Here is a 25,858-nt window from a genome sequence, read left to right on the forward strand (position 1 = left end):
TAATGAGATAATTTTAATCTTATAAATACTTTCTTATAATAAAAAAATGGAGAGCATTGCCCTCCATCTACAGTTTATTGATAATTACTTAAAAATATCCATTTTTAATACCTTCTTTGTACTTATTATCTCTATCTACTCTATTATAAGCAGTATCTTTAAACTCATTAAGTTTATTAATATCAAAGAAATTCTCCTTAATACCATTCCCACCACTAATAGATATAATATCACAATATTTCACTTCATCGGAATCTGATAGCTCTACATAATAATACTTAAGCTCATCCTTAATATTTCTCATGTACTCTCTTACTCTTGGAATATAGTACTTAAAATTATGTTTATCTAAAAATTCTACAGCTTCATCTCTGCTCTCAAAAGTATATGTCTTCATAAGTATCTCCTTTTCAAATTATGTATATATTTTGCTAAATTCTATAAGTTTATATACTCATTATCTCTTCTTTTAAATAATGATTAAACATATAAAAAACACTCATACCTTTAAATATGAGTGTTTTTAGAAATATAATAAAATTATGAATTATATTTTACTGTCAGATAATACTTTCTCATAACAATAAAAAGGCGCTTCTTTACCTAAAAAACTCATTTCTCCAACAAGTACATAATTAAACTTTTTGAATAATGAATTCATTTTTATATTTATAGAATAAGTATCTGTTTTTAAGTAATTAACTCCATTTTTTATTGCTAACTCTTCAGCAAAATTCATTAGTTTTACTCCTACTCCTCTATTCCTAAACTTACTATTAACTGCCATTCTATGAACTACTATACATTTATCATTAGATGACCATTCCAAACCATCATATTCCTTTGGTTGTATATAATTGACACATATAAGACCTAATAGATCATCTCCTTCACTCTCAACATATAAGTCACCTAGTTCAATATCTTCTACAAAATCTTTAGTTTGTGGATAGTTTTCGTCCCATTGAGTATTGTTATAAGATTTCATTTCTTCAACTGTTGTATTTATTATTTCCATTATCTGTTCTATATCATATAAATTAGCTTTACGTATCATCTATCTATCTCCTTTATTCTTTGTATTTATCCAATCTAACTCTATATTTTTACGCATTTTTCTCATCAGTTCTAATGCTAAATCTTTATCTTCTTCACTAAATCCATCAAAACAAACATCTATACTTCTATTTTCTTCTTCGATTATATGGACATATATCTCCAAACCCTTTGCAGTTGGCATTAGGTTATAGGCTCTTTTATCTAATTTATCACATTCTTTGTATACATAACCTAAGTCAATCAACTTACTTACAGCTTTAGTTGTAGTTGTTTTATCTACCTTAAGCATATTAGATAACTCTATAAAGTTAATTCTAGGATTTTCACATATACGAGTTAAAAAAACAAATTGTCCTTTTTGTAAATTAAACTCTTTATACTTTACATCACTTATGTGGTGTATTGCTCTTGATAAAATGCCTAATTCTCTCAACACATCACTTTTTAATTTATCGATATTTATTCCTCCTTTTCCAACATATTAGTTGAACATTCAACTATATTTTTATATTACAATATTTTAGTTGAAAGTTCAACTACTTTTATAGTTTTATGTATGCATATTAAAAGCACTCATACCTTTAAATATGAGTGTTTTTAGAAATATAATTTTCAATTTTAATCTGAAAATAATTTTTGATTAATAGTTTTATCTAATATTTTTCTAAAGATTCTAACACCAATTACTAATATAATAGAAGCTACTATTAGATTTGTTTGGTTATTTGTTAAGTTGTTATTAATTAATTCAATAACTAAAAAATAATAGCATAGCGATGTAAACACAAAATAATTGCAGTTTATCAATATATTTACAAGCTTTTGAATATGTCCATGGTCATATCTATTTTTAGATATAACTAAAGATTTACTTAAGTCCTTTATAGATATCATAAAATCTGTCAATCCGTATTTTACTAATATACACACTGTTAGGCTTATTATGTATGGTATGCTGTACATAAAAGTTAATACTAAAGATATAACTAATATAGATAAAAAAACCATAGTATTGGTTATAGTTTTAATAATTTTTTTACCAAATAAAGCTACTAATCCAATGCCTAGTATTAATTCCATAATAAAATTCCTTTCCTGCTAATACTTATAATAATTCCTTCAATACTTTTATTCTAACATAAATTGTTAGCTTAATTGAAATTATCTCCTTAATACAAAAAATTATGCTTAACTAAACTCTTTATCAATATTGCTTACACTAATTTATTTGCTTACAAGCAGTGATTTATGCATATAGACTTTATAAGAATAATACTTTTAATTGCAAGTTCATATTTACTTAAAAATCATAAAAATAAAAATTGAATATATTGGTTAGTAAAACTTTTATTAGGGAATATATAATAATATAAATTTCCCTAAGGAGTTGATATTATGAGAAAGCTTGCAACTTTTGCAGGTGGATGCTTTTGGTGTATGGTAAAGCCTTTTGATAAATATGATGGTGTAGAAAATGTTGTATCAGGATATACAGGAGGTGAAACTCCAAATCCGACTTATGAAGAAGTTTGTACAGATAAAACAGGCCATATAGAATCAATACAAATAACTTATGACAATGAAGTAATAAGCTATAAACAACTTTTAGATATATTTTGGAGTCAAATTGACCCAACTGATGAAGAAGGACAGTTTAATGATAGAGGTCATAAATATAAAAGTGCAATATTTTATCATGATGAAGAACAAAAGAATATGGCTATAAATTCAAAAGAGGAATTACAAAAAAGTGGAATTTATATAAAGCCAATAGCTACAATGATAATACCTGCCACAACATTTTATGAAGCTGAGGAATATCATCAAGGATATTACAAAAAGAATAAAGAACACTATGATAGATATTATAAGGGAAGCGGTAGATTTGAATTTGTAAAACGAAATTGGGCTAAGAAAAATTTAACTGATTTACAATTTCAAGTAACTCAAAATAATATGACAGAAAAACCTTTTGAAAATGAGTATAATAATAATAAAGAAGAAGGAATATATGTTGATATTATAAGTGGAGAAGTGCTATTTTCATCAAAAGATAAGTTTGATTCAGGATGTGGATGGCCAAGTTTTACTAAAGCAATAGATAGTGAAAATGTAATAGGTAGATATGATTACTCTCATGGAATGAAAAGGGTAGAAGTTAGAAGTAAAGAAGGAGACAATCATCTAGGTCATGTATTTGAAGATGGACCTATTAAGCTAGGTGGTATAAGATTTTGTATAAACTCATCATCATTAAGATTTATACAAAGAGATAAAATGAAAGAAAATGGTTATGGTGAATATGAGTATTTATTTAAATAATTAGCATAGAGTTTTTTAATAAAAGCATGTATATAAACTAATGAAAAAGTTTATCTACATGCTTTTTATTTAATATATCTACATACCTATAAACATTAGTCCCAAGGATATAATTACCCCTGAATACAATAAGTCTACTATGCAAAATCCCATAATATCCTTTGCTCCAAGCCCTGCTATTCCTAATGCTGGTAAAGCCCAAAATGGTTGTATCATATTAGTCCATGCATCACCCCAAGCTATTGACATTGCAGTCTTTGCAGGGTCAACACCTAGTGCCGCTCCAGCTGGCATCATTATAGGAGCTTGAACTGCCCATTGTCCACCACCTGATGGTATGAAAAAGTTTACTATTCCAGCACTTAAAAATGAGAACATTGGGAATGTAAATTCATTTGCTATTGCTACAAAGAAATTTGATATTAATATTGCTAATGATACTCCTTGTGCATTTACACCTGTCATCATTCCTATTATACCTGCATAAAACGGAAACTGTAACATTATAGGTCCAGCACCCTTAGCAGCACCACTTAGTGCATGTAAAAATCTCTTTGGAGTTTTATGAAGTAAAATTGATAAAAATAAGAATATAAAGTTTACTATATCAAGGTTTAAGTCAAATCCATTGTTTATAAAAAAGTATATTATATAAGAAAATCCCATTAAAGATATTATTGCAGTAATAATTTTACTATTTTCTAGCTTGTCTGCTGGAGTCATTTGTTCTCTTGGCATCTCTACAAACATGTTATCATCTATTAATAATTTCTTATCTATTACAACTACTTTGTCACTTGCAGGGTGCATTGCTTTGTTTAATAATGGTAGTGTCAATACTAATACTGAAACTATTACAATATTTGATAATGAAAATATTGTGTCACTTGTTGGAACTCCTTGTGCTCCTATTACACCTGCCGTAGCACTTACGACTACATCTCCACCACTTGCTATTGTAAGTGGTATAGAACCCGATAATCCTGCATGCCACAATAAAAATCCTGAATAAGCTGAAGCTATCAATAACCTATAATCAACACCTTCAACTTCTTTTGCTAGTTCTTTTGCAAATATAGCACCAATAACTAATCCAAATCCCCAGTTTATTAGACAAGCTAATGAAGATATAAAAGTTACCATTAATATCGCTTTAGTTGGTGTTTTGGGTATTTTTGCTAATCTAGTTAGTACTTTTTTAAAAGATGGAGCACTTGCTAGAGTATGACCTAATACTAATACTAATGCCATTTGCATAGCAAATGCTAGCAAACTCCAAAATCCTCCACTCCAATGAACTACCATATCCATTGGTCCTTGTCCTGTAAATATGATTCCTGATATGAATATTACTATTGTTATTATTATGCAAAATAAAAAAGGATCTGGTAAATAGTTTTGAACTAAATTAACACACCCATTAGTGAATTTTTTAAACATAACATCCCCTCCTACATAGTTTTTAACTGTAAAAAAATATATCTTTTTCTATATATCTATGAGAATTTTATAAATATATTACTTAGAATAATATAGGTTCTAATATAGGTTTGTTAATTAGTTATCAAAGCGTTATATAGTTATATCTACATTTTCACTATTTAATCATTGCTAACTTTTTCAACTTTGATTTTGCAATAATGTAGCAACTAACTCCTATATTAATTCTTTCTCCCCAAAGTGTTAGAAAAACATATTCCGTCGTAACAAACATAGAAAATCCCCATTGTATTACTGCTATTGTGGTTTCTTTTCTTAGTTTTTTTATCTGTACATAATAAGTATCATTATCATCAAATTCTGTTATATCAACCCAACGTTTTCTCAATTTAATAAAAATATAATACGTATTAAATTGCTGAATAAAAAATAAAACTAAGGATGGGTTGTATTTTTGATTTTCGATTAAATCTATAGTTTTATATTATTCATAATTTTACCTTTTTAAAAGTCATATATATGTGACTTTAATAGTAATTTTACTATTAGAAAGTATGTATGTCAACTATATGTGACATAAAATATAAAGAATAGATTTATCAGACTAATTTAAAATTGTAAAATTATAGAATAATGTATATAATATAAGCAAAGTTTTTAATTGTTGTAATTTGGTAATTAAAGTATTATTGGAGGTGATACAAATGAAGTTAATTTCATATGTAAGTTTATGTTTTGGTATATTATTGATTGGAATTGAATCTATTTTTAAATATAATGATATGTTAGGATATACAGTGACAACAATAGGACTATCATCAATTTTAGTGGCAATATTTCTAAACAAAAATATAAGAAAATTTTTTGGAAATTTATTTGAAATTTTCTTTTAGTGAATATTCCTAAGTATTATTGTATACATACTTGTTTATATATTTTTGGTTCCGATAATAGCACTTCTACATGAGTTATCTCATGCTTTTGTAGCATTATGTTTTTCAACAGATTATATTAAATGCTTTACTAAATTATTCATTGTGTACATTTTTATCAACTATTATTCCTATGAACTATCCTTTTGCACAATATGCAAATATACATAGTGACGGATATAATGTTATCCTAGAATTAAAAAAGCTTAAATATAATAAGTAATGGCTATGTTTTGATACTGTCTTGCAAATTGGAAGTATATATTCTTATTTCTTTCTATATTTTCCTTCAATTTTTATTGTATAGACAGCCATTACTATAATAAGTTCGAAAATAACGCCTACCAATGTAATTATTATAAGGGGAGAGTTTTGTTCTCCTAATAATGGTATTCCTAATAATATCAAGAAAAAACCAAATGCACACCATAGCTTACCTAAGGCTTTGTTGTAGGCTTTTATATTTTTATCTTCTATTAGAGGTTTTTTTCCATTTGTCCAAAAACCACAAGCGACTTCTTTTTTAGATTTAATACAGTAAATTCCTTCCCCAATAAATAACATTCCACATAGTGCCCATATTATAAACCCCATTGTTTCGCCCCCCTTTATCTCGTATTATATATCAATTGTGTACTTATTTTTATTATAGCATTCTCTTAGCTCGTTTATTACCATTTGCATAAACTGTAGTGTTCTTAATTTGGTTTACTATTCAAAATCCCATAATATCTTTTAAAGTCTTTCTATTCCTAATGCTAGTAGAGTACCTAGTGCATATAAAAGTCTATTTGTAGTTTTTTGAATATACCACTGACAATAATATTTGTGTTAAAAAATGGTATAATAAGATTGAAAATTTTTATATTTTATTTAGAGGAGGATTTATGAACAAGAATAGTAATAAAAAAATGTTGATAATTAGTGCATTGATAATAATACCATTGTCAATATATAACATTGTAAGGATATTTTCTAATGCTTCTGTTGGTGTATTTGGATACATAAGTTATGTTGCTAATGCATTAGCAATCATTTGTTTCTTATTTAATTTGAAAAAACATATTAAAATCAAACAAGAAACTACATAAAAAATACCAAAAAGTAAGCATAACTATCATAAAAGGGGGATACCATGAAAAAAAACTTTTTACCTAACTTAGCATTAGTAATTTCACTAATTTCAATGATATTAGTTGCTCTAAAGTTATTAGGTCTAATTCAAATACCAATAGTAGTTATAAATTTATTATTCATAACTCTTTTAAGTATTATGACATGGATAAATTATAAGAATAATAGAAAACTACAAATGTTTATAGGTATTTTAATGATATTAGTATTTGTTGGATTAATTTTTTAAATTTAAATATACCGCCAGCAGATGTCTCATCTACTGACGGTATATAAGTTTATTTTTTAATTCTATAAAAAATCCCAACTATTATCATTAATGCTCCTGCAATTAATAAATACTTCTTATATAAAATATCGCCTTTCATCATGGAAAATAAATAAAACTTTCCTAAGTATTGTTTCCCTGATCCGTAACATAAAATATAATATAATATAGGAACCATATATCCTACCGCTATATTATCAACTATAACATCACCTCCCACATAGTTTTTAACCGTAAAAACCTAAAGTCATTATAATTTTAGGTCTCTACAGCTATAAAAAAAATATATCTTTTTCTATCTGCCTACGAGCATTTTGTGAATATATTACCAATAATAATATATATTCTAATATGTAATTGTTGATTGGTTGGTTGTCAAATCATTATATAGCTATATCTTCATTTTCACTATTTAATCATTGCTAACCTTTTTAAATTTTGATTTTGCAATAAGATAACAACTAGCTCCGAATAAAGTAGTTGCACAAATCAATACAAAAATTTGAAATAATTCTATCTCCCCAAAGTGTCGGAAAAATATATCCCATCATAACAAACATAATTTATATCAACTATATATTACATATTTTTCCAAATTATTGTTAATTATGTTACAATAAATGTTATAAATAACTGTAATTTAATTGGAAATGATAAAATTTTATAAAGAAAGGAATGGATATTTTATGATAAGAATATCAAGGCAAGAAAGATATTTTGATTCTTTAAGAAGTTATAAAATTTATATTGATGATATATATTGTGGTGATATAAGAAATGGTGAAATTAAAGAATTTGATATTGAGAATGGAGAACACTTAATTTATCTTAAAATTGATTGGTGTAGAAGTAAAAAATCAAACTTCGTTGTTAACAATAATGAGTTATTAGAATTTAATTGTGGTAATTCAATGAATGGATTAAAATGTTTATTTAGTCTTATTTACGTCACCTTCTTAAAAAACTCTTACTTATTTATACAACCAAATAATAATATATAAAAATATGAATATATTAAAATCAAACAAGAAACTACATAAAAAATACCAAAAAATAAGAATAACTATCATAAAAGGAGTACTACAGTGAAAAAAAAGATATCTGATGAATACTCATTAGAAGAAATCGAAAAAATACTGAAACCAAAGCTTAGTTTGTATGTTTGTTGGGGACTTATATATATAGCACCTTACCTTCATTTATTTAGAATAATAATTGATAAAAGCTATGATGAGTTGCTTAAAGTAGTTATTTTTACTGGGATAAGTTTGCCTCTATTCACGTTAAACTGTGTTTGGTATATTAATAAATTAAAACAATATAAAATTCTTTCAAAAAAACTTTATGATGAAATGTCAAACTTATCTAAACTTTGATTGTTTCTATAAAAAATATAGTAAAATCAATGGGTTTAACTTATAGAGTTTTAATTTTTTAGTTCATAAATTGTTGTATATGTTTTTGAACCATATATTAATTGCTTGATTGATTTAGTAAAAAAACTAAAATCGCTAAACACATTGGAAATGCTTGATAAAATCGCCTTAACGGGTAAAATCCGCATTTTTAGGACGCTACCCCTATGATGAACTTGAATAATTATCAATAATAGGAGGAATGGATGCGAATGCTATTACAAATGCGAACTCAAATGTAGTCGTTGCATCTATAGCTTATACTACATATGAACTTACACAATTAACTGTTGCACTATCAGCAGTGTCTGTAGCTGCTAGTAAACTATACAGCTGTACTAAAAATAAGGTAACTTGTAAGAGAAGATAATATTTAAATTTAGTCGTAATATTAAAAAGTGAATTATATAAACTATTATTATAGCATATGTAAATTTATTATATTATTTACTTTTTGATATTATAAAAAGTATATATGAAAATATATTATCAAAAGGCAGAAAAGACTATACTTTTGATTTAATCATAGTTACTCCAAGTGCTGTTGCATTAATAGTATTTTACGTAGGTGTAATTATTATGCAACTTTAAAATCATTAGTTAAGAATGTTGAAAATTTATAGTAATAAGGAAGGAAGAATTAAAGTGAGTATTAAAATTAAAAGATGCATTTTTTCAATAATGCTAATTTGTGCAATTTTTGTGAGCTTTATGTTAAAATCAGAAAAAGGATTTGAAATTTCTATTATGATAGTACTTACGCCATTAGCTTTAGCTTTTGTACTTGATTTAATGCAAACAGCTTCTAAAAGTGAAGTATCAAATGCATATGGCGACTTAACACCTAGTGAAAAGTTAGGATCGATTATAAATATATTTCTAATTTGTATTTGGGTAATCGGTCAATTATATTGCTTGATTTAAAAATATAGAAATAAAAATAAGATTGGATGATAACGTAATGAATGAATTATTAAAAATAAATAATTTATCTAAAAGTTATGGAAATTAAATAATTTTAGATAATATAAATATAACCATTGAAAAAGGTGATATATATGGATTAGATCCTATTGGAATACGAGAGATTTGAAAATTGTTATTAGAGTTACAGTAAAACGGAGTTACAGTGTTTTTATCAAGCCATATTTTAGATGAAATGGCGAAGGTTGCTACTAAATTTGCGTTTATAGATAATGGCAGAATTATAAAGGAATTGTGTCAAGAAGAAATCGATAATCTACGTAAAAAATATGTTAAGATTAAGGTGAAGAATTATGATATTACAATAAAAGCCAGCAAATACTTTGCTGGCTTTTATTGTATAATTATTTTTTACTTCTATAAAAAATTCCAACTATTATCATTAATGCTCCTGCAATTAATAAATATTTCTTATCTGAAATATCGCCTTTCATCATTGAAAACAAATAAAACTTTCCTAAATATTTTTTCCCTGATCCGTAGCATAAAATATAATATAACATAGGAACCATATATCCTACCGCTATATTATCAACTATAGAATATGACAAGATACCTAATCCTCCAAGAAAAATACACGTTGACATAGTTCCATAAAAATATGGTAAAAAATCAAATATGCAGTTCCCACTCTTAAGATAAGCTAAAAATCCTAACACTATAATTACTAAAAACATTATTGCTTGTGCAATTCTTATTAAATAATTTATAGCTATAGATTCTTTTTTAGATTTTATCAAATATTTTATATCCTCATCTTCTTCTGGCATAAATATTGGAACTAATACTATTATCCCTAATAAGGATATATACACATCTAATATCTTAGCAGTATTTACACTATCTAAATTTTTCACACCCATAATTAATGGTGTTACTAAACACAAACAAATTCCAACTATCATATGAGGAAATAAATTAAACTTTAAATTTACTTTAGCTATTTTTAAATATCGTTCCATTTAAATTTAATTTCCCCTTTCTTTTTCTATCATACACAAATATAGTTATAACTATTAATACTACTGCAAATATAGTATATAAAGCTCTATTTATGACAAGTTCATTAAAAACTTCTTTATATATACCATAATCCCCGAAAGAATTAAATCTAGGAATTAATTTCATACCTACATTCCCAACTAAATTAACACCACTACTTAACATAGTTAAAAACCACCATATTGCTTGAACTAAAATTGCAATTGGTCCACTTGTCAGTTCTGTTAAGAAAAATCCCATTGAAACTGTAACTAATACAGTCGGCATAAGCCATCCAAATATAGCTTTTATAAAAGCAAAATAGTCTGCACTTATTCCGTTACTACTTGCACAGTAAATTGATTGTAGAGTTGGCGTAATACTAATTAAAATTAAAGGAATTATTATCATAGCTATAATTGCTAAATATCTTGATAATATAATTGTAGCTGATGAACACTGCTTAGAAAAAATCACTTGCTGTGCCTTTGCTCTCTTATCTTTTGATACTCTAGTTACTGCTAAAAATACTGGAAGTATAGCTAATACAATTCCCATATAATCACTAAATATTCTTGCACAAGCTCTTGATATCTTATCATTATTTATAATACTTTCATAATCTTTAAGCGCCTCATCATAAGTCATCTCAACGCTTGCATTTAGATATAAATGTTTAGGATTAAAATAAAAACTTGATCCACCTAAAATATTATCTATTTCACCTATGTATTTTGAAAATTCTTCAAACGTAATATTATCTTTAACCTTTATAAACTCAACTTCTGGAACATACTTAGTATTAGTATGGTAACTTTTAAATTTCTTTATTAGTTGAGCTTCTTTTATACCTGTTATATCTTCTAAAATTTTATAAACTTTAGATATTTCATCATCATTAAGTTTTACTTCTTTATAAAATGTTAAAGGATATGTTATGTATGAATTTGAACTAAATTCATATGCTAGTCTATCAACAGTAGACTGCATTATTATATTTTTATCATCACTATATTTAGACCCATAACTTTCCTGATTAGGCATAGGTTTTGGTATCCCTCCAAAGCTTCCCATTTGAGTAACAAAGAACATAATTATACAAGCTAAGAATATATAATAAGTGATACTTTTTAGTGTTTCCTTACACTCTTTCAAAAATAAAGTCTTAAACATTATCTCATCCCCCCACTTGTATTCATAAGATACATATATGCATCTTCAACATTTGGAAGTGTTTCTTCTGCTCCCTCAAACAAATCAGATTTATTCTTAGCAATAAATCTTACATTAGCATCTGTAGACATCATAAGCACATTAGTCACTATATATTTTTTCTTGACATCTTCAATTTCAGCTCTTGAAATTTTCGCTTCATATATATTGCCATTAGCTTTATCTAAAAGATCTATAACACTACCTTTAAATATTATTTTACCCTCATCCATTACTGCAATATTTTCACAAGTAGATTCTATATCTCCAACTATATGAGTTGATAATATAACTATTCTATCTTCTGCTATTTCAGAAAGTAGATTACGAAAACGAACTCTTTCTTCTGGGTCTAATCCAGCTGTAGGCTCATCTACTATTAGTACCTTAGGATTATGAAGTATAGCTTGTGCAATCCCAAGTCTTCTTCTCATCCCCCCTGACATGGCTTTTACCTTAGTTTTCATATTGTTATTTAAATTAACTTTAGACAACATCTGTGGTATTCTTTCTTTTCTAGATTTTTTATCTAAGCCTGATAGCACCCCTAAATAGTCCATAGCTTCATAAGCTGACATATTGCTATACATTGAAAAGTCTTGCGGTAAGTATCCTATCATTTCCCTTATCTTGCTACCTTCATTTACGCTTATTCCACATACAGTAATGTTGCCTGAGCTTAAAGAAAGTAGCGTTGCTATTGATTTCATTAATGTAGTTTTTCCTGCCCCATTTCTTCCGAGTAAACCAAACATTCCTTTTTCTATCTCTAAATTGATATTATTTAATGCTTGTTTTTTACCGTAAAATTTACTTACATCTTTTAAAATAATTTTTGTCTCCATAACTTTCTCCCATCCTTTATTTTCTAATACAAGTAAATTTTAACTAATAATTATCTATTTTTTATCTACAAAAAAACTTGCACATATAATAGCCCCACCATTTGTGCTATTATTTAAGGATAGTTTTCCTCCATGTTTTTCACATAATGACTTACATATTGTAAGCCCTATACCAAAGTGACCATCTATACCAGCCCTACTGCTATAATAAGGATTTGATGCAAAATATAATTCCTTCTTTGAAAAACCTTTCCCGTTATCTCTTATATAAATATATAAAACATCATTTTCCCATTCTGAAATAATATCAATCTTATCTTTTGTAAATGATAAAGCATTAGACAATAAATTATCTACAACTTGCAAAATAATACTTTCATCAAAATATCCTTTGTCCTTTTTTAATTTGTTGTATATATTAATTTCAATATCCTTACTTTGGGTAATTCCATCTATATTTTCTTTTATATTTTTTTCTAATAAATTAAATTCTGTAAGCTTTTGATTTACTTCTATCTCTCCTATATCTTGAATATCTTTCATAGTTTCTGAAAAGTTTTTTAATCTTGTTAATTGAGACTGTATTAATGTAAGATTTTCTAATAATTTTTCTTCTGTTATTTTGCCTTGTGGATAATACTTAAGTAAGATCTCTGTATATCCCTGGATAACAGTAAGAGGCGTTCTAATATCATGGGCAAAAGCTGAATTTAATTGTCTTTGTCCCTCCATGATGCTCCACATATTTTCATTATTAACAATAAGCTGTATTCTCATTTTATCAAAAGCTTCACATATTTCACCTAGCTCATCTCCACTATTGTAAGCACATGAGAAACTCAAATCATTACGGCTTATCTTCTTAGCCTCTTCTTTTAAAATATCTATAGGAACTTTAATTTTGTTTTTATAAAACATATTAGAAGTAATTATTATCGCAATTATAGAATAAATAACTATCGAATACTCTTTAATAATGCTTGATCCATATAAAATAACTTTATCTATTAGTTCTAACTTAACAAGTGACTCAATGTTTGTGTAACTTTTTATATCAAGTGAATATTTTGCATATACGAGTTCTTTCCACCCATCGCAAAAAACTGTGGTTGATATATATAAAACTATTACAGCTATAATAGCTATACATATGTATAAGCTCATGGTTTTTCTTAATGACTGTGCCTTTATTTTCTCTTTTAATTTTAATAACTGCTCATCTATCCAATCCATTTATATCCGACTCCCCAAACTGTTTCTATAATTTTATCATCAGCATGCTTAGTAATCTTCGTGCGTATCCTTCTTATATGTTCAGTAATAATACTGCTATCTCCATCTTTATCAAAGCCCCAAAGTTTTTCATAAATATTTTCCTTAGAAAAAATTTGTCCACTATTCATACTCAAAATTTCTAAAATATCAAATTCTGTCTTAGTAAAGTTTATTTCATTATCTCTACAGAAAGCTTTTCTATCAGAATAATTAATAACTATTTCTTTTGTAAATTTCACTTTTTCTTTTGTAAATCTACGTTCTTCACGCCTTAAATGAGCTTTAACTCTAGCATTTAATTCATCTATACTAAATGGTTTTAGAATATAATCATCTCCACCTACCATAAACCCTTTTACTCTATCACTTTCTTCAACTTTTGCTGTTAAAAATAAAATTGGGCAACTAACAAAATTTCTTATTTTAGTGCATAATTCTATCCCATCCATTTCGGGCATATTCACATCTAGTAATATAATATCTGGATTTACATCTACCTTCTTTAAAGCGTCTTTCCCATCATAAGCTGTATAAACTAAAAAATCTTCAAGTTCAAAAAAATCCTTCAAAAGTGATACAATACTAACTTCATCATCTATAACAAGTATTTTATATTTCATTTACTATACCCCTAATCAATATTATTTTTATATAATAATTAAAAATCAAAATTTTAACATATATAGTAAATTTTAACATATATTTCTCTATAATTTCACTATTGCTCTACATATCATAAATATGTTCTTAATAAGCGCATAAAAATAACTCTACCTTAGTTGTTGTACTATATACACTAAGATAGAGCTATAATTTATTTATTTATTATTTTTACTAATTCTTTAAGTTTATCTTCATCAACTTCCCCAAAAGGATTGTTATCAACTCTTATCGCTGTTCCAAAATGGAAATCTGTAGCATTAGTTGTATCTTTAACTTCTTCTATATTATTAAATCCAAGGCCTCCACCTAAAAGAATGTTTATATGCTCAGATTTATTAATCATCTCTTTAATAATTTTCGAATTATCTTTTATCTTTCCTTTTCCACCTGCTGTTAATATGTTTGTTATACTTTTGTATTTGTTAAGTATATTTAAACTATCTAAAACATTAGTTTCATCTATTGCTTTATGAAAAGTTACATCTAGCCCCATGCATTTATCTAAAAGTCTTTTCAAACTTTTTTCATCTATGTTGTTGTTAATATCAAGGCTTCCAAATACAACACCATTAGCTCCAAGGCTTTTAACTATTTCTATATCTTTTTCCATTATAGCTATATCTTCTTCACTATAAACAAAGCTTTTTGCATGATGTCTTATCATAACGTTTACAGGTATGTTAACACTTTTAACCACGCTCTCTATAAGTCCAAAACTTGGTGTAAGTCCACCTTCAGTTAATGCACTTACAAGTTCTATTCTATCTGCCCCACATCTTTGTATAGCTTTTGCATCTTCTACGCTCATTCCTATTATCTCTATCATGTCTGCTCCTTAGTTTTATGTATATTTATTGTTAGCATATGTATTTTGACTAATTAATATTGTTGATTATTTACACCTCTACATTTATTAAACTTATGTAGATGAATTTCAGTTAAAACTATAGGTCCACATAAAATCAGTATTCTTGCTATGGTATAAACTAAATTTGGAAGTTTAAAATCTATTAAATTCGTTAATACAATGAAACTTATAGAAAATATTAAAGACATTTTACAAGCCTTATAAATATAGAGATTTGCTTCTTCCCAAGTTTCTTTATCTTTCATTGCACAACCAATTTTATAACCTGCGTGTATATTTGGATATTGTTTATAATCATCATGTAAATACTTACAAATTGAACCCACAAAATACATAAATACCCCTAAAAAAATCGTTAACATTTACAATTTGCCCCCCTATAATTAGATTGATAATATATAAAATTTCAAACTAATTTATAACAATTGCATACTTTTGAATATATTATATATCTGATTGGATTATATTGCAAATACTAAACAGAAACACAAAAATACTCAACTAATTTGTAGGTATTAATCTTTAGCCAATAAAAAATGACCTATAAATAGGTCTCTTCTAAAATCAAAACTGTATATAAAAAATTTATTTTAATTTCATATACAGTTTTGATTGTATACTAAGCTTGTTTGTATATTAAATGTTTTTTAAATTTAATTTTAAATCTTACTAATAAAACTATATAAACTACCAAAGAAATTATTCCTACATATGAAATACCATTAAAAACACTACTAACTCTTAATACAGGGCTATAATCTAATTTAACTTCATAACGTCCCCATTTACCATCTTTATTTGGAACCCCTATGTTATCCCCTCTCATAGCTAAAGATTCAGTTTTATTTGAATTATCACTATAAGTATAAACAGGTTTTTTATCAGGATCTGGAATAATCTCAAAATATCTTACATACTTAAATTCTTTATCTTTTAATACTTTTTCAATTTGATTTTTATATGTTTCTGGCTTATTTATGTTTTTGTCATGTTCAATCATAGCAACTTCTGAACCTAGCCTAACTGGTATATACTCTATTTTTTTAATTAATCTATGACCATAAACCATAGTTGCAAGACCTAATATTAGTGATACAACAAAAATATTTCTAAAAATATTTATAAATCTTCTATTTAATTTTTCATTGTCCTTTTTACTTTCATTAAGAGCCTTATGTAAATCCTTTAACATATCAGTTCCATCATCAAACTGATTTATAGCTTCAATTTGAGCTTCTTCCTCTGAATACCCATTAGCAATAAATTCATGAACTGATGTTTCTAAATGCCCCCTTAGTTCTTCTTTTAATTCTTTAACTTCCTTACTTTTATCATTTGTATATAACGAATTTAAATATTCATCAATTTTTTTCATAGTTTATCGTCTCCCCTCTAAAAATTGGTTCATTATGTTTTGTACAAAGTCCCATTCTTTAATCTTTATACCTAAATCTGTTTTTCCTTCATCTGTTATATTGTAGTACTTTCGTCTACTGCCTGCGCCTTGCTCGTCACCCCAATAAGATTTTATTGACCCCTTAGATTCAAGTCTTTTAAGCGATACATACATTGTTCCATCTTTTAAATTAAATGTTGTTTTATCCCTAACTATTTTTGCTATTTCATATCCATATGAATCTTTTTCATCTAAAATAGATAAAATCAAAGTATCTATATGCCCTTTTAAAACTTCTTTGTTTAATTCCATAGTATCACCTCCCTTTTTCGATATACCTCATTATGCGAGGTAGTTATGTTTATATATTAATCTATAATACCTCGTAATGCAAGTGTAGTTTTTAAATATTAGATTTAAAAACAAAATTAGTGGCATAATTAATATATTGCACCCATCAAGTTTACTTAGTTGTAATTCCCTTGTAATTAAAAAAGTAGGAGCTGTGCTCCTACCCTTGTAATTTGCAATATATTAACATTGTTTAGTTAATCTTATTTAGAAATTGCTTTTAACTATTATTATATATATTTGTTGCTATTTAATTTATACCATTTAGGTATGACAGTATTGAAGTTATCATAATCATCAAAAGCATTAAGACAACGTCTCTTCATTCCATCTACATCATTTTGTCCGAATTCTTCAGCCCATACTATTGAATTTAGTGAGGTATATGCTACATATATAGCAAGAATGTTCCAAAACTCTATCGATGGATTACCATTAAAATAACCATGAATTTTGCCTATTGAAAATGGAATACTAACTTCAATATCAAAGCTTTGTATTCTCTGAAACTCCTCATATCTATCTCCATATCCACATCTATTAAAATCAATTACACCTATCTTATTTAAAGGGGTTAAAACTAAGTTGCCTACATGATAATCACCATGTTTATATACTGGAGATAATAAATTAATTTTTTCAATATTATTCTTAACGAAATCTATAGCTAACTGGTCTTCTTCTACACGATTTATACTATTTTCATATCTCTCAAGATTCGTTAACATTTTACTTTTTTTATTTTCAACTATAAAATCATGTGGATTTTCTAATTTTATCGAATGGATTTCATCAAGTATTTTTCCAGACTGTAAGCCAAGTGCATATTGTTCTTGAACTGTAAAATTTCTAAGTACGTCATTAAGAGAAGAACCTTCTACCCATGTCAAAAGCATATAAATATTATTTTCATTATTGCAAATACCAATTTCTATCGCTTGTGACATTGAAAAGTTTAATTTATTATATTTTTTTATAAACTCAAATTCTTTCTTTTTATTATAAAACTCAGCAACATCACTAATACGTAGTAGTAACTTGTTTCCATAATAATCTTCTATGTAAAATTTTGAATCTGCTGACCATCCCTTATTTATTTTTTCTATTACTCTCCAATTTATAAAATTAGGAATATCATATAATTCTTTGTACATATACATCGCCCCTTCATACAGATAATTGATTGTTTTAATAGTTGCTATTTATCTACATGATAACAAAAACAATATTATTTCACATTGTCTAACAATTGCAACCTTTCCTATATTACAACATTAAATCAATACTTGATAGGAGCAAAATTCTCCTACTTTTTAATCAAATTATTTTCTACCAACATACTCAAATCCATCATGATAATGGTCACCAATCTTGTCATTTTCATCTAAAAACATAGCAGATTTAAAGGCAATCGTTGTTAAGTCTTCAAAATAGTTTAACACTTCTTCTTTAGTGAAATAATGTCTATATTGAGATTCACTAAAGCATAATGAATATTGTTCTTCACAAGCTTTGTCTAAATTTTTAATATAAAAATCATCAAGTATAGAGAATGCTCCAAAATAAACAATGCCTTTTGGTTTTAGCCCTTTTTTTATTTTTTCAATAATCATATCTATCTCACTTTTTTTGAAGAAGTTTAATACCCATGAAACTATTATTAGTGAATATTCATTTTCTTTTATTTCAAAATCCCTAATATCTGCTACAGTTCCATCTACATCCAACTGTAATCCTTTTGATTTTTCAGGATAGTTCTTAATATTTTCATCAACTATATCTACACCTTCCACATCATATCCAATTGATGAGAGAAATAATGAATTTCTTCCTGTCCCTACTCCTAAATCTAACACTTTACCTTTGTCAATTAAATCAATATATTCAATAAGCAAATGCTCTGGTTCATCTCCATAACTGCCTTTTAAATATTCATATAAATCAATCCAATTATTCATAATATTCCACCCCATATTGTATTTTATATTAAATTCTGTTTTTAATTTAATACTCCTTTATAAATATAAAAATATTATACTATCCCTGTGACTAAAATATACTTGTATATATTAATAAAATATTACATACTATATTATGTCATTTTTAGAGTTATAGTTATGCATCATAGAAACTCAGTGAAGATGAGTGACAACCTGCTGAGAGCTGATGGTACCGGGGTGAATTTATAAGGATACTTTGAAAATTCTATGCCTTTTGTGATTTGTGAAAATCATAATGAATGGTAAAAGCCAAAAGAATAAGTCAGTTTGCCAAGCTTTAGTGCATATAAAAGTAATAGCCTTGTGGTGGCTGCAATAGACGACTCAGTGAGGAATAATCCAACGGGGTATAAGCGTGGTACCTTATATGACATTGAAAATACCAAACAAAGCCATTTGTCTTGAAACAGAGAAATCTGCGTATAACACAAGAACTATGTTAAAGTAGCCTTATGACAAAACAGATGATTTCTACTTCTGAAAGTTAGGTTAAATTTGTGAGTAATCATTCTCATGTAGGACATGGTACTTTGTACTGGGGTAAGAAGCTTAGGGTCGCTCCCAACAGCTCAGACTTATCTCCCTAGTGACTGAATATATATGAAACTATTGCGAGGTACAGTGAAAACTGTCTATGATGTATAATTATAATTCTAAAATAATATCTAAATAAAAAAGAGTAAGTTGTGACTATTTATATGAATAATCCCAGCTTACTCTTTTTATTTTGATTACATAAACTATCCTCTAAAAATACATTTTAAACACTAATATGTATTACTTTACTTTTGAGTATTTAATTGACTCAATATAATAAGAAATTGTTTGAACTAGCCATATAATTATTACTATTACCATAGGCATAATACCAAAATCCCATAAATCATGTCCTACAACACAGAATAGGAAAAGTATCAGACATGTTGTAGATACAGATTTATATGCTTTATAAGAACTTTTATATATACCTAATTTTATGGATTCATCACAGCTATCTAGCCATTTTTTAGAAAAATTCATATCATATACACTGCCTTTTAGTAAAGGATTAATTTCTTTTTGTAAATTAATTACTTTCTTTTGAATTAATATATAAGAAGTAATAAATAGTATAGTTCCTATTGAGAAGCAAAGATATTTTATAATGCTAGGATTACCATTTACATCATCAAAAGGTAGTAACATACTTGCTATTCCTAAGAAGAAAAATCCAAAAATTATATTTACAGAAATAAGGAAAATTAAATAAGATAATTTTTCTTCTATTTTGTCTATTGTATCGTCATCTTCATTTGTTTGTTTCCATAAATCATATTCTTTTTTTGAATTAGTATAAACTATTTTACTTACTATTGTTACTAGTATAGAAAGTACAAGACTTGCAAATGGAGTAATTACCTCTAGTGTATTTATTAACAAACTAGGTACACTCTCTCCAAAGGCTTGTTTTAAATTTCCAAACATAGCAAATAAAATTTTTTCAGCAATTAAAGCTATTACTAGCATAATAACAAAACCTTTAAAAGCTTTCTTATCTTCTTTTTTGATTTCATCTACACGACTTTTATTCATTAACATCATCCTCCTCATAACTAAAAATATCTTCCACACTTACATTGAAAATCTTTGCTATTTTTAATGCTAACGTTACTGAAGGAGAATAGTCCCCACGTTCAATTTGGCTTATTGTTTGCCTAGACACTCCAGCCAAACTACCCATTTCCGTCTGATTTACATTAATCTTAGCTCGATATTCTTTTAAACGATTATTTAGTGGCATATAACCCCTCCTGACTATTTACATTGTCATTATGACAATTATATTTGTCATAATTAACTATAATCTATGACAGCTATAGTTGTCAATAAATATCACTATTATTTTTTTATACTATGTATTGTATCTTTAACTTTTAATGGTCTTTTGTAATCTCTTTTGAAAGCTTAAAATAGATACATACTAGCAAATAAGTTATAATATAGATGTAAAAATTTAGTTAATATCAAAGGGGAAATTTACTTGAAGAAAATAGTAAAAGTTTTAAGTTTAGTAATATGTTGTGTGGTTATAATACTTGCTTATATTTCAGGTTCATCTAAAATACTTAATCCATTTGTAGGACTTAAAGGTATTGTTCTATTAACTATAGGTGATGAGAAAGTCGAAAAAATTTCAGATAAACCTTTAAGATATATAAGTAGATCTTATGAAGATTTTACAGATTATATGGAGTCTGAAGGTTATGTAGTAGAACAACTAGGGAGAGGTTTTGATTTAAAAAAGGGAAATTATAGAAACCTTGTAGTGGCAGAAGGCATGGGATCATATAATATCTTTAGCGAATAAAAAATCCCCCTCTATTTTCAGTAAATTGACACTAAAGATAAGGAGTCTCTTTGTTAAAAAGATTGAAGAGAAAGCGCGGTGGCGATAGCCAAACTCCCAAAGTATCAATATTAGATATACCAACTATAATAGCTATATCATCATCAAATTAAATTCATTTTAAAAAAATTCTTAAAACTAAAAGTATCTCGCATCTTAAATATATGTTTAATTTTAAAATTTATAAACAACCAATACACCAGGTTTTTAGGAACTAGTTTTTAATATATTTTTTTATAAGTCGGATTACAAAAGTGATATAATAATTGTAAAGTTACATATTACAATCATAAAATGGTGGAGGCTTTAAATGAGAGATAAAGCATTACGTTCAAAAGCAAAGGAAATAATAAAAAACAATAAAAATATAGTAAATAAAACATTTTTTATAACTATAATTTTTATGGCTATATTATTTGTTATATTGAATCCAATAATAAAAAATATTGTGGACATTATAATGAAATGTATGGAATTAAATAATGGAGCATATGCAGGATACAAGCAAGTATTAGATATAATGAGTATAGGAATAAGTCTAATGCTTGTTACTGTGTTTTCTGATTTTATATTGTGCTCTTTATCACTAGACTTGATAAGAAATGAGCCTTTTAATAAAGAATCTATAAAATCTAGACTTAATTCAATAGATAAGTATGTGGTTTCAAAATTAATAAGCCTTGCAATTCAATCTTTATGGTACATAGTTTTAAATTTAATGAGAATTTTAATCTCTGCAATACTTATAATTGGAATATTTGGCTTATTTGCTCAAATATCAAACCAAAGTAGTAGTCCTTTTTCTAAAGTACAATTTTACTTTTTGATAATATCTATTATTTTTCTTGTGTTTCTCATGTTTAGCATAAATGTTATAATCTTCTCAGAAACATTTATACTTCCATTTATTGCATTAGATACTCAAAATAATTTTAAGAAAAAAGATATATTTAAAGTTTATATGTCTGTAATGAAAAAAAATAGAATTAAATCATTTAAGCTAATACTTGGATTTATTCCACAAGGATTACTATTACTATTTGGAGTTACTATTTTTTACTATGCATTTAATGCAGTAAGTTATACTATGATATTAATATTATTAAGTATTATGACACCAATAATTCTGGCATTATATCCTAAAATAATGATAACTTTATCACTAGCTTATGAAAGAATGTATAATTACTCAGAGTCATTTAATAGGTAGTAAACTTTATAAAAGGTAGAGATTTTATCTATACGAGTTGCATCTATCTTCAGTTGCGGCTTAAATCCCCCATTTAAGCACTGGATCATATGTTGGGCAAAGTAATATCTTACCGTCACCTAATACTGATCCTATATCATTTCTAATAATATTAATATTTGCTACATCTTCTAATGTTTCACCTGATAATACAGATGCCCCTTTATCTGTACCAGTGTAAACAAGGTTGTCTATAGCAATTGCACCTTCCCCCACTTTCAATGGTAAATTCTTTTATTTGATACTTGTGTACATAGATTTCTAGTCCCTTAAACCCCTACCTTATGACCTCTAGGATTAGATATCTAAAACTATTTTTAATGTACAAAATTTAATTTAGTAAGGAGTAAATTGATGAAAAATGTTAAGTTTAATATATTTATATTTCCTATCATTATATTTTTATGTATGTTCTCATTTCTATTTATACCTGGTTTATTTGTATCATCTGAAATAGGTATAGGTATAGTAGTACTTTTACTTCCTTTATATTTTGCTATTCCTTTTTTAATTATAGCTCAGTTAGTATGGTCGTTTTTAAATAAACATAATTTATTTTACGCATTATGTTTATGCTTAATCGGTTTTTTCATACCTAATATATTATTTTTGTCTAATGATTATTATTTTAATCTATTTGATTGTCTATTTTATGATAATAAATATATAACTATATATATACTCATATGTACAATAGTCTATGTAGTTAAAAGGCTTTATGAATGGTTAAAGGACTTTATAATAAATAAAAAAAGAAGAACTAAATAATTAGTTCTTCTAAATATTAGAACTCTATTCTTTTGATGCTTGTTCTATTATATATTCTGAAAATGCTCTCGCCACGTCATTGGCTTCCTCAGCTGTAAATTCTGGAACCTTAAACATTTTTTTCAACATTTCCACTAAAATTGTAGCTACTTCATTCAGCGGCTCTTTATTTGTTAAAAAGTCAGATGCTTCTGTGTAAATATATTCTTCTTGTCCAAATCTATTTTTTATAAAGTTAGTAAATCTTTTTTTGCATCCACCATTTTCAAAATATGATTGCATTATTTCTGCCAAAGTCTTTTCATTGTTAGAACTATCAACTAGACTTCTTAAATTTATAGCATCTACATCTGCTAATGTATCTGCTAAACTAAAAGAACTTCCTGTCTTTTTTCCCACTAATTCTTTAGCTGCATGGTATACTTATGGGTACATTATAGAATTTTCTTTATGGCCAACCTGCGTTTTTTTCCGGAATTATTCCCCTTATTGTCTTCAACTTAAGTAATCCTAAAGGATGTATCATATTAAATATAGATTTTTTTATATCGTCAAAAACCATAAAATGTCAATAAAGTCGTAATTTTTCACTCTAATTAAATACAAAATATAAAAATATAGTATAATAATTAATAAACGATTGCTGTAAATTATGAGCTATATAAATAGGAGTTTGTATGTGCTATTATTTTAATTTAATTTAATAATGTATTGATATATTAAGAAGTAAATTTTATGTATTCAAGAAAATATCTGTTTTAGTGGACACTTTTACTAAATATCTAGAAAATAGTATAACATTATAGCGTAGATTGCGTGTATTTACTAACTTTAAATTTTAATATATTATAATTAAACAAATCGGCGAGGGATTCTTATTATAAATTGTATTGAATGTAATCATAAGTTTACATTTTATGAAAGATTAAAAGCTGCTCTTAGTTTGAGAAGCGGTTTGAAATGTCCACAGTGTAGTTCAATTTATAAACCTGAAGAAAAAAATATATAGAGAGGAGGTTTTTGTTTATGGAGTATAAGTTTAAATTAACACTTAATGAATATTCAACAGCGTTAAAACTTTTAGGTGATATTGATACAGGAAGAATTTTTATGATTAAACTCGTAAAAAGATGCGTTGTTTGGTTTTGTTTATTTTTGAATATAATATATACCTTAATGTACGGGTTAAAAGCACTTTTACTTCTCGGTTCAATCTGTGGAGTAATGTTGTTCCTTTTCTTTTATTTCCTAAGACCTGAACATTCGAATAAAAAAAGGCTTAAATTGGTAACAAAGAAAGTAGCAAAAAATCCTGAAATATTAGACTGGCAAAGTGTAGCTTTTGAGGAGGATAGTATTATATATAACTTTAATAAAAAGTCTTTAAAAACAAAACTCGCAAACGTGGAGAGAGTTATTGAAGAGGATGATGTTATACTTATAGTTGATTGCGATAATGATCTATGCGCGATTATTCCCTGTTCATATTTCACAGATATATCAGATAAAAAAGAATTTTTAAACAAAGTAAAAGGTGCATCATAAATAAAAGGGGCTGTCGCACTAAAAAACTCATCATTAAAATCCATGAATAAGGTTGGATTGAAAAAGGATATATCAGTCCATGGGATTACTATATTTAAATTCTATAATAATCCCCTCCCCTTAAGATTAAAACATTCTAATTAATTATATCATATACCTACAGACTATTTACTTAAGTAATTTTCTAAGAGTATCATCTAGAATTTCTATATCGTTAGCTCTAAGATTTTTTAAAATTAAATACCTTTGTATTGAATTTTTGCATTTTTTAAATGATTGAATATATAAAATTCCTGTATCATCTCTAAAAACTTGTATATCCAGATTCTCACCTTTATTAACTGCATCAATTCTTTCAATAAGCTTTTTTGACTCATTATAATAAAAACTCAGATCCAAATCGCTACTATTTATCGTATAATTAATTTTAGTGTCAATTAGTTCTAAACGATCCTTATCAACATTTTTATAACCACTTGTATCTATTATCTTATTAACTTCTTCAGAGCTAATTTTAGTATTTTTTTCTATCAGTTGACCTATCTCAAGGTATAAATCATTAAATTCATTTGATTCTGTTATTAACTTATATGCATGTACTTGGTCTTTTACAGTATCTGATTTTATTGCAAAGTATGATGGTTGTGAAAGTTTATAAAATGCCATGATTAAAATAACTAAAATCATGATAAGTAAAACTAAAACCATTTTAAATCTTTTATTTTCCATATTCTAGTACTCCTCCTATATAATATAACTTCATTA

General features: G+C 26.6%; 34 protein-coding genes. 12 read left to right on the forward strand and 22 right to left on the reverse strand.

All coding sequences use genetic code 11. From position 1 onward, the window contains the following. Positions 1 to 88 precede the first annotated feature (88 nt). The 4 genes from QOZ84_RS01885 to QOZ84_RS01900 all read right to left on the reverse strand — a co-directional run bounded on the left by QOZ84_RS01885 (position 89) and on the right by QOZ84_RS01900 (position 2,139). A complete protein-coding gene (locus tag QOZ84_RS01885) occupies positions 89 to 397 on the reverse strand; it encodes a hypothetical protein (RefSeq protein WP_284131264.1) in 309 nt (102 codons plus the stop codon). A 150-nt stretch (positions 398 to 547) separates the two neighbouring features. Next, positions 548 to 1,057 (reverse strand): GNAT family N-acetyltransferase, encoded by a 510-nt coding sequence (locus QOZ84_RS01890; protein WP_284131265.1) that lies wholly within the window; start codon positions 1,055 to 1,057, stop codon positions 548 to 550. Next, positions 1,058 to 1,495 (reverse strand): MarR family winged helix-turn-helix transcriptional regulator, encoded by a 438-nt coding sequence (locus QOZ84_RS01895; protein WP_334305570.1) that lies wholly within the window; start codon positions 1,493 to 1,495, stop codon positions 1,058 to 1,060. It abuts the gene before it with no gap. A gap of 182 nt (positions 1,496 to 1,677) precedes the next feature. Next, positions 1,678 to 2,139: a hypothetical protein gene (locus tag QOZ84_RS01900; protein ID WP_284131267.1), complete on the reverse strand. Its 462-nt coding sequence runs from the start codon at positions 2,137 to 2,139 to the stop codon at positions 1,678 to 1,680. Positions 2,140 to 2,454: 315 nt separating this feature from the next. Here QOZ84_RS01900 and msrA point away from each other — a divergent pair, with 315 nt between their 5' ends. Beyond that, entirely contained in the window at positions 2,455 to 3,381 is a 927-nt protein-coding gene (gene msrA, locus QOZ84_RS01905; RefSeq protein WP_284131268.1) for a peptide-methionine (S)-S-oxide reductase MsrA, read from the forward strand. Between the two features lie 78 nt (positions 3,382 to 3,459). Here the strand turns inward: msrA and QOZ84_RS01910 are convergent, their stop codons facing one another. Further along, positions 3,460 to 4,821 carry a short-chain fatty acid transporter gene (locus QOZ84_RS01910; RefSeq protein WP_284131269.1) on the reverse strand — a complete coding sequence of 454 codons (1,362 nt, stop codon included), beginning with the start codon at positions 4,819 to 4,821 and terminating at the stop codon, positions 3,460 to 3,462. Between the two features lie 704 nt (positions 4,822 to 5,525). On the opposite strand from QOZ84_RS01910, the gene QOZ84_RS01915 reads away from it, so the two are divergent. Next, positions 5,526 to 5,714, forward strand: a complete 189-nt coding sequence (locus QOZ84_RS01915) for a hypothetical protein (protein ID WP_284131270.1) — start codon at positions 5,526 to 5,528, stop codon at positions 5,712 to 5,714. Between the two features lie 306 nt (positions 5,715 to 6,020). Here the strand turns inward: QOZ84_RS01915 and QOZ84_RS01920 are convergent, their stop codons facing one another. After that, positions 6,021 to 6,347, reverse strand: a complete 327-nt coding sequence (locus tag QOZ84_RS01920) for a hypothetical protein (RefSeq protein WP_284131271.1) — start codon at positions 6,345 to 6,347, stop codon at positions 6,021 to 6,023. A gap of 293 nt (positions 6,348 to 6,640) precedes the next feature. Here QOZ84_RS01920 and QOZ84_RS01925 point away from each other — a divergent pair, with 293 nt between their 5' ends. From QOZ84_RS01925 to QOZ84_RS01950, 6 genes are all read left to right on the forward strand, one after another. Continuing rightward, positions 6,641 to 6,844, forward strand: a complete 204-nt coding sequence (locus QOZ84_RS01925; protein WP_284131272.1) for a hypothetical protein — start codon at positions 6,641 to 6,643, stop codon at positions 6,842 to 6,844. Positions 6,845 to 6,888: 44 nt separating this feature from the next. Then, positions 6,889 to 7,116 (forward strand): hypothetical protein, encoded by a 228-nt coding sequence (locus QOZ84_RS01930; protein ID WP_284131273.1) that lies wholly within the window; start codon positions 6,889 to 6,891, stop codon positions 7,114 to 7,116. 725 nt (positions 7,117 to 7,841) lie between these two features. Beyond that, a complete protein-coding gene (locus QOZ84_RS01935) occupies positions 7,842 to 8,156 on the forward strand; it encodes a hypothetical protein (RefSeq protein ID WP_284131274.1) in 315 nt (104 codons plus the stop codon). Positions 8,157 to 8,240: 84 nt separating this feature from the next. Next, positions 8,241 to 8,531 carry a hypothetical protein gene (locus QOZ84_RS01940; RefSeq protein WP_284131275.1) on the forward strand — a complete coding sequence of 97 codons (291 nt, stop codon included), beginning with the start codon at positions 8,241 to 8,243 and terminating at the stop codon, positions 8,529 to 8,531. Positions 8,532 to 8,772: 241 nt separating this feature from the next. Beyond that, a complete protein-coding gene (locus tag QOZ84_RS01945; protein WP_284131276.1) occupies positions 8,773 to 8,940 on the forward strand; it encodes a hypothetical protein in 168 nt (55 codons plus the stop codon). A 275-nt stretch (positions 8,941 to 9,215) separates the two neighbouring features. Further along, on the forward strand, positions 9,216 to 9,494 hold the full coding sequence (locus tag QOZ84_RS01950) for a hypothetical protein (protein WP_284131277.1): 279 nt from the start codon (positions 9,216 to 9,218) through the stop codon (positions 9,492 to 9,494). Between the two features lie 404 nt (positions 9,495 to 9,898). Here QOZ84_RS01950 and QOZ84_RS01955 read toward each other — a convergent pair whose 3' ends face one another. The 13 genes from QOZ84_RS01955 to QOZ84_RS02015 form a co-directional block, all read right to left on the reverse strand. Beyond that, positions 9,899 to 10,516, reverse strand: a complete 618-nt coding sequence (locus QOZ84_RS01955; protein ID WP_284131278.1) for a hypothetical protein — start codon at positions 10,514 to 10,516, stop codon at positions 9,899 to 9,901. Further along, positions 10,491 to 11,708 (reverse strand): ABC transporter permease, encoded by a 1,218-nt coding sequence (locus tag QOZ84_RS01960; protein ID WP_284131279.1) that lies wholly within the window; start codon positions 11,706 to 11,708, stop codon positions 10,491 to 10,493. The genes QOZ84_RS01955 and QOZ84_RS01960 overlap by 26 nt, the downstream gene beginning before the upstream one ends. Then, positions 11,708 to 12,592: an ABC transporter ATP-binding protein gene (locus tag QOZ84_RS01965; RefSeq protein ID WP_284131280.1), complete on the reverse strand. Its 885-nt coding sequence runs from the start codon at positions 12,590 to 12,592 to the stop codon at positions 11,708 to 11,710. Before QOZ84_RS01965 ends, QOZ84_RS01960 begins: the two co-directional genes overlap by 1 nt. A 54-nt stretch (positions 12,593 to 12,646) precedes the next feature. Next, positions 12,647 to 13,825, reverse strand: coding sequence for a HAMP domain-containing sensor histidine kinase (locus tag QOZ84_RS01970; RefSeq protein WP_284131281.1), 1,179 nt, complete (start codon positions 13,823 to 13,825; stop codon positions 12,647 to 12,649). Then, positions 13,813 to 14,487 (reverse strand): response regulator transcription factor, encoded by a 675-nt coding sequence (locus QOZ84_RS01975; RefSeq protein ID WP_284131282.1) that lies wholly within the window; start codon positions 14,485 to 14,487, stop codon positions 13,813 to 13,815. The genes QOZ84_RS01970 and QOZ84_RS01975 overlap by 13 nt, the downstream gene beginning before the upstream one ends. Positions 14,488 to 14,681: 194 nt before the next feature. Further along, a complete protein-coding gene (locus QOZ84_RS01980; protein WP_284131283.1) occupies positions 14,682 to 15,356 on the reverse strand; it encodes a copper homeostasis protein CutC in 675 nt (224 codons plus the stop codon). 53 nt (positions 15,357 to 15,409) lie between these two features. Further along, positions 15,410 to 15,760: an SdpI family protein gene (locus tag QOZ84_RS01985; protein WP_284131284.1), complete on the reverse strand. Its 351-nt coding sequence runs from the start codon at positions 15,758 to 15,760 to the stop codon at positions 15,410 to 15,412. A 257-nt stretch (positions 15,761 to 16,017) separates the two neighbouring features. Then, complete coding sequence (locus QOZ84_RS01990) at positions 16,018 to 16,773, reverse strand: permease prefix domain 1-containing protein (RefSeq protein WP_284131285.1); 756 nt, start codon at positions 16,771 to 16,773, stop codon at positions 16,018 to 16,020. 3 nt (positions 16,774 to 16,776) lie between these two features. Further along, positions 16,777 to 17,106 (reverse strand): PadR family transcriptional regulator, encoded by a 330-nt coding sequence (locus QOZ84_RS01995; protein ID WP_284131286.1) that lies wholly within the window; start codon positions 17,104 to 17,106, stop codon positions 16,777 to 16,779. 269 nt (positions 17,107 to 17,375) lie between these two features. Then, positions 17,376 to 18,299: an aminoglycoside phosphotransferase family protein gene (locus tag QOZ84_RS02000; protein WP_284131287.1), complete on the reverse strand. Its 924-nt coding sequence runs from the start codon at positions 18,297 to 18,299 to the stop codon at positions 17,376 to 17,378. 168 nt (positions 18,300 to 18,467) lie between these two features. Beyond that, a complete protein-coding gene (locus QOZ84_RS02005; protein ID WP_284131288.1) occupies positions 18,468 to 19,103 on the reverse strand; it encodes a class I SAM-dependent methyltransferase in 636 nt (211 codons plus the stop codon). Positions 19,104 to 19,922: 819 nt separating this feature from the next. Continuing rightward, positions 19,923 to 20,717: a DUF3169 family protein gene (locus QOZ84_RS02010; protein WP_284131289.1), complete on the reverse strand. Its 795-nt coding sequence runs from the start codon at positions 20,715 to 20,717 to the stop codon at positions 19,923 to 19,925. Further along, entirely contained in the window at positions 20,710 to 20,925 is a 216-nt protein-coding gene (locus QOZ84_RS02015; protein ID WP_026901476.1) for a helix-turn-helix transcriptional regulator, read from the reverse strand. Before QOZ84_RS02015 ends, QOZ84_RS02010 begins: the two co-directional genes overlap by 8 nt. A gap of 240 nt (positions 20,926 to 21,165) precedes the next feature. Here QOZ84_RS02015 and QOZ84_RS02020 point away from each other — a divergent pair, with 240 nt between their 5' ends. Next, entirely contained in the window at positions 21,166 to 21,492 is a 327-nt protein-coding gene (locus tag QOZ84_RS02020) for a hypothetical protein (RefSeq protein WP_284131290.1), read from the forward strand. Positions 21,493 to 21,841: 349 nt separating this feature from the next. Beyond that, positions 21,842 to 22,741, forward strand: coding sequence for a hypothetical protein (locus QOZ84_RS02025; RefSeq protein ID WP_284131291.1), 900 nt, complete (start codon positions 21,842 to 21,844; stop codon positions 22,739 to 22,741). A gap of 60 nt (positions 22,742 to 22,801) precedes the next feature. Here QOZ84_RS02025 and QOZ84_RS02030 read toward each other — a convergent pair whose 3' ends face one another. After that, positions 22,802 to 23,002 carry a hypothetical protein gene (locus QOZ84_RS02030; protein WP_284131292.1) on the reverse strand — a complete coding sequence of 67 codons (201 nt, stop codon included), beginning with the start codon at positions 23,000 to 23,002 and terminating at the stop codon, positions 22,802 to 22,804. A gap of 132 nt (positions 23,003 to 23,134) precedes the next feature. Here QOZ84_RS02030 and QOZ84_RS02035 point away from each other — a divergent pair, with 132 nt between their 5' ends. After that, the gene (locus tag QOZ84_RS02035) at positions 23,135 to 23,548 is read left to right on the forward strand and encodes a hypothetical protein (protein ID WP_284131293.1); all 414 of its coding nucleotides are present in this window, start codon (positions 23,135 to 23,137) and stop codon (positions 23,546 to 23,548) included. A gap of 24 nt (positions 23,549 to 23,572) precedes the next feature. On the opposite strand, the gene QOZ84_RS02040 is transcribed toward QOZ84_RS02035, so the two are convergent. Continuing rightward, entirely contained in the window at positions 23,573 to 23,947 is a 375-nt protein-coding gene (locus QOZ84_RS02040; protein ID WP_284131294.1) for a hypothetical protein, read from the reverse strand. A gap of 627 nt (positions 23,948 to 24,574) precedes the next feature. Here QOZ84_RS02040 and QOZ84_RS02045 point away from each other — a divergent pair. Next, a complete protein-coding gene (locus tag QOZ84_RS02045) occupies positions 24,575 to 25,093 on the forward strand; it encodes a hypothetical protein (RefSeq protein WP_284131295.1) in 519 nt (172 codons plus the stop codon). A gap of 168 nt (positions 25,094 to 25,261) precedes the next feature. Here the strand turns inward: QOZ84_RS02045 and QOZ84_RS02050 are convergent, their stop codons facing one another. Continuing rightward, the gene (locus tag QOZ84_RS02050; RefSeq protein WP_284131296.1) at positions 25,262 to 25,822 is read right to left on the reverse strand and encodes a hypothetical protein; all 561 of its coding nucleotides are present in this window, start codon (positions 25,820 to 25,822) and stop codon (positions 25,262 to 25,264) included. Positions 25,823 to 25,858 lie beyond the last annotated feature (36 nt).

The organism is Romboutsia sedimentorum, from assembly GCF_030131845.1.
Taxonomy (GTDB): Bacteria; Bacillota; Clostridia; order Peptostreptococcales; family Peptostreptococcaceae; genus Romboutsia_D; species Romboutsia_D sedimentorum.

Excerpts from the sequence above, each read along its gene's own strand:
- QOZ84_RS02025 (WP_284131291.1), top strand. The coding sequence starts at position 21,842 with ATGAGAGATAAAGCATTACGTTCAAAAGCAAAGGAAATAATAAAAAAC.
- QOZ84_RS01970 (WP_284131281.1), bottom strand. The coding sequence starts at position 13,825 with ATGGATTGGATAGATGAGCAGTTATTAAAATTAAAAGAGAAAATAAAG.
- QOZ84_RS02010 (WP_284131289.1), bottom strand. The coding sequence starts at position 20,717 with ATGAATAAAAGTCGTGTAGATGAAATCAAAAAAGAAGATAAGAAAGCT.
- QOZ84_RS01980 (WP_284131283.1), bottom strand. The coding sequence starts at position 15,356 with ATGATAGAGATAATAGGAATGAGCGTAGAAGATGCAAAAGCTATACAA.
- msrA (WP_284131268.1), top strand. The coding sequence starts at position 2,455 with ATGAGAAAGCTTGCAACTTTTGCAGGTGGATGCTTTTGGTGTATGGTA.
- QOZ84_RS02005 (WP_284131288.1), bottom strand. The coding sequence starts at position 19,103 with ATGAATAATTGGATTGATTTATATGAATATTTAAAAGGCAGTTATGGA.
- QOZ84_RS01890 (WP_284131265.1), bottom strand. The coding sequence starts at position 1,057 with ATGATACGTAAAGCTAATTTATATGATATAGAACAGATAATGGAAATA.
- QOZ84_RS02015 (WP_026901476.1), bottom strand. The coding sequence starts at position 20,925 with ATGCCACTAAATAATCGTTTAAAAGAATATCGAGCTAAGATTAATGTA.
- QOZ84_RS02050 (WP_284131296.1), bottom strand. The coding sequence starts at position 25,822 with ATGGAAAATAAAAGATTTAAAATGGTTTTAGTTTTACTTATCATGATT.
- QOZ84_RS01885 (WP_284131264.1), bottom strand. The coding sequence starts at position 397 with ATGAAGACATATACTTTTGAGAGCAGAGATGAAGCTGTAGAATTTTTA.
- QOZ84_RS02035 (WP_284131293.1), top strand. The coding sequence starts at position 23,135 with ATGAAAAATGTTAAGTTTAATATATTTATATTTCCTATCATTATATTT.
- QOZ84_RS02045 (WP_284131295.1), top strand. The coding sequence starts at position 24,575 with ATGGAGTATAAGTTTAAATTAACACTTAATGAATATTCAACAGCGTTA.
- QOZ84_RS01960 (WP_284131279.1), bottom strand. The coding sequence starts at position 11,708 with ATGTTTAAGACTTTATTTTTGAAAGAGTGTAAGGAAACACTAAAAAGT.
- QOZ84_RS01995 (WP_284131286.1), bottom strand. The coding sequence starts at position 17,106 with ATGGAATTAAACAAAGAAGTTTTAAAAGGGCATATAGATACTTTGATT.
- QOZ84_RS01925 (WP_284131272.1), top strand. The coding sequence starts at position 6,641 with ATGAACAAGAATAGTAATAAAAAAATGTTGATAATTAGTGCATTGATA.
- QOZ84_RS01915 (WP_284131270.1), top strand. The coding sequence starts at position 5,526 with ATGAAGTTAATTTCATATGTAAGTTTATGTTTTGGTATATTATTGATT.
- QOZ84_RS01975 (WP_284131282.1), bottom strand. The coding sequence starts at position 14,487 with ATGAAATATAAAATACTTGTTATAGATGATGAAGTTAGTATTGTATCA.
- QOZ84_RS01935 (WP_284131274.1), top strand. The coding sequence starts at position 7,842 with ATGATAAGAATATCAAGGCAAGAAAGATATTTTGATTCTTTAAGAAGT.
- QOZ84_RS01990 (WP_284131285.1), bottom strand. The coding sequence starts at position 16,773 with ATGAAAAAAATTGATGAATATTTAAATTCGTTATATACAAATGATAAA.
- QOZ84_RS01965 (WP_284131280.1), bottom strand. The coding sequence starts at position 12,592 with ATGGAGACAAAAATTATTTTAAAAGATGTAAGTAAATTTTACGGTAAA.
- QOZ84_RS01900 (WP_284131267.1), bottom strand. The coding sequence starts at position 2,139 with ATGGAATTAATACTAGGCATTGGATTAGTAGCTTTATTTGGTAAAAAA.
- QOZ84_RS01985 (WP_284131284.1), bottom strand. The coding sequence starts at position 15,760 with ATGTTAACGATTTTTTTAGGGGTATTTATGTATTTTGTGGGTTCAATT.
- QOZ84_RS01930 (WP_284131273.1), top strand. The coding sequence starts at position 6,889 with ATGAAAAAAAACTTTTTACCTAACTTAGCATTAGTAATTTCACTAATT.
- QOZ84_RS01920 (WP_284131271.1), bottom strand. The coding sequence starts at position 6,347 with ATGGGGTTTATAATATGGGCACTATGTGGAATGTTATTTATTGGGGAA.
- QOZ84_RS02000 (WP_284131287.1), bottom strand. The coding sequence starts at position 18,299 with ATGTACAAAGAATTATATGATATTCCTAATTTTATAAATTGGAGAGTA.
- QOZ84_RS01910 (WP_284131269.1), bottom strand. The coding sequence starts at position 4,821 with ATGTTTAAAAAATTCACTAATGGGTGTGTTAATTTAGTTCAAAACTAT.
- QOZ84_RS01945 (WP_284131276.1), top strand. The coding sequence starts at position 8,773 with ATGGATGCGAATGCTATTACAAATGCGAACTCAAATGTAGTCGTTGCA.
- QOZ84_RS01955 (WP_284131278.1), bottom strand. The coding sequence starts at position 10,516 with ATGGAACGATATTTAAAAATAGCTAAAGTAAATTTAAAGTTTAATTTA.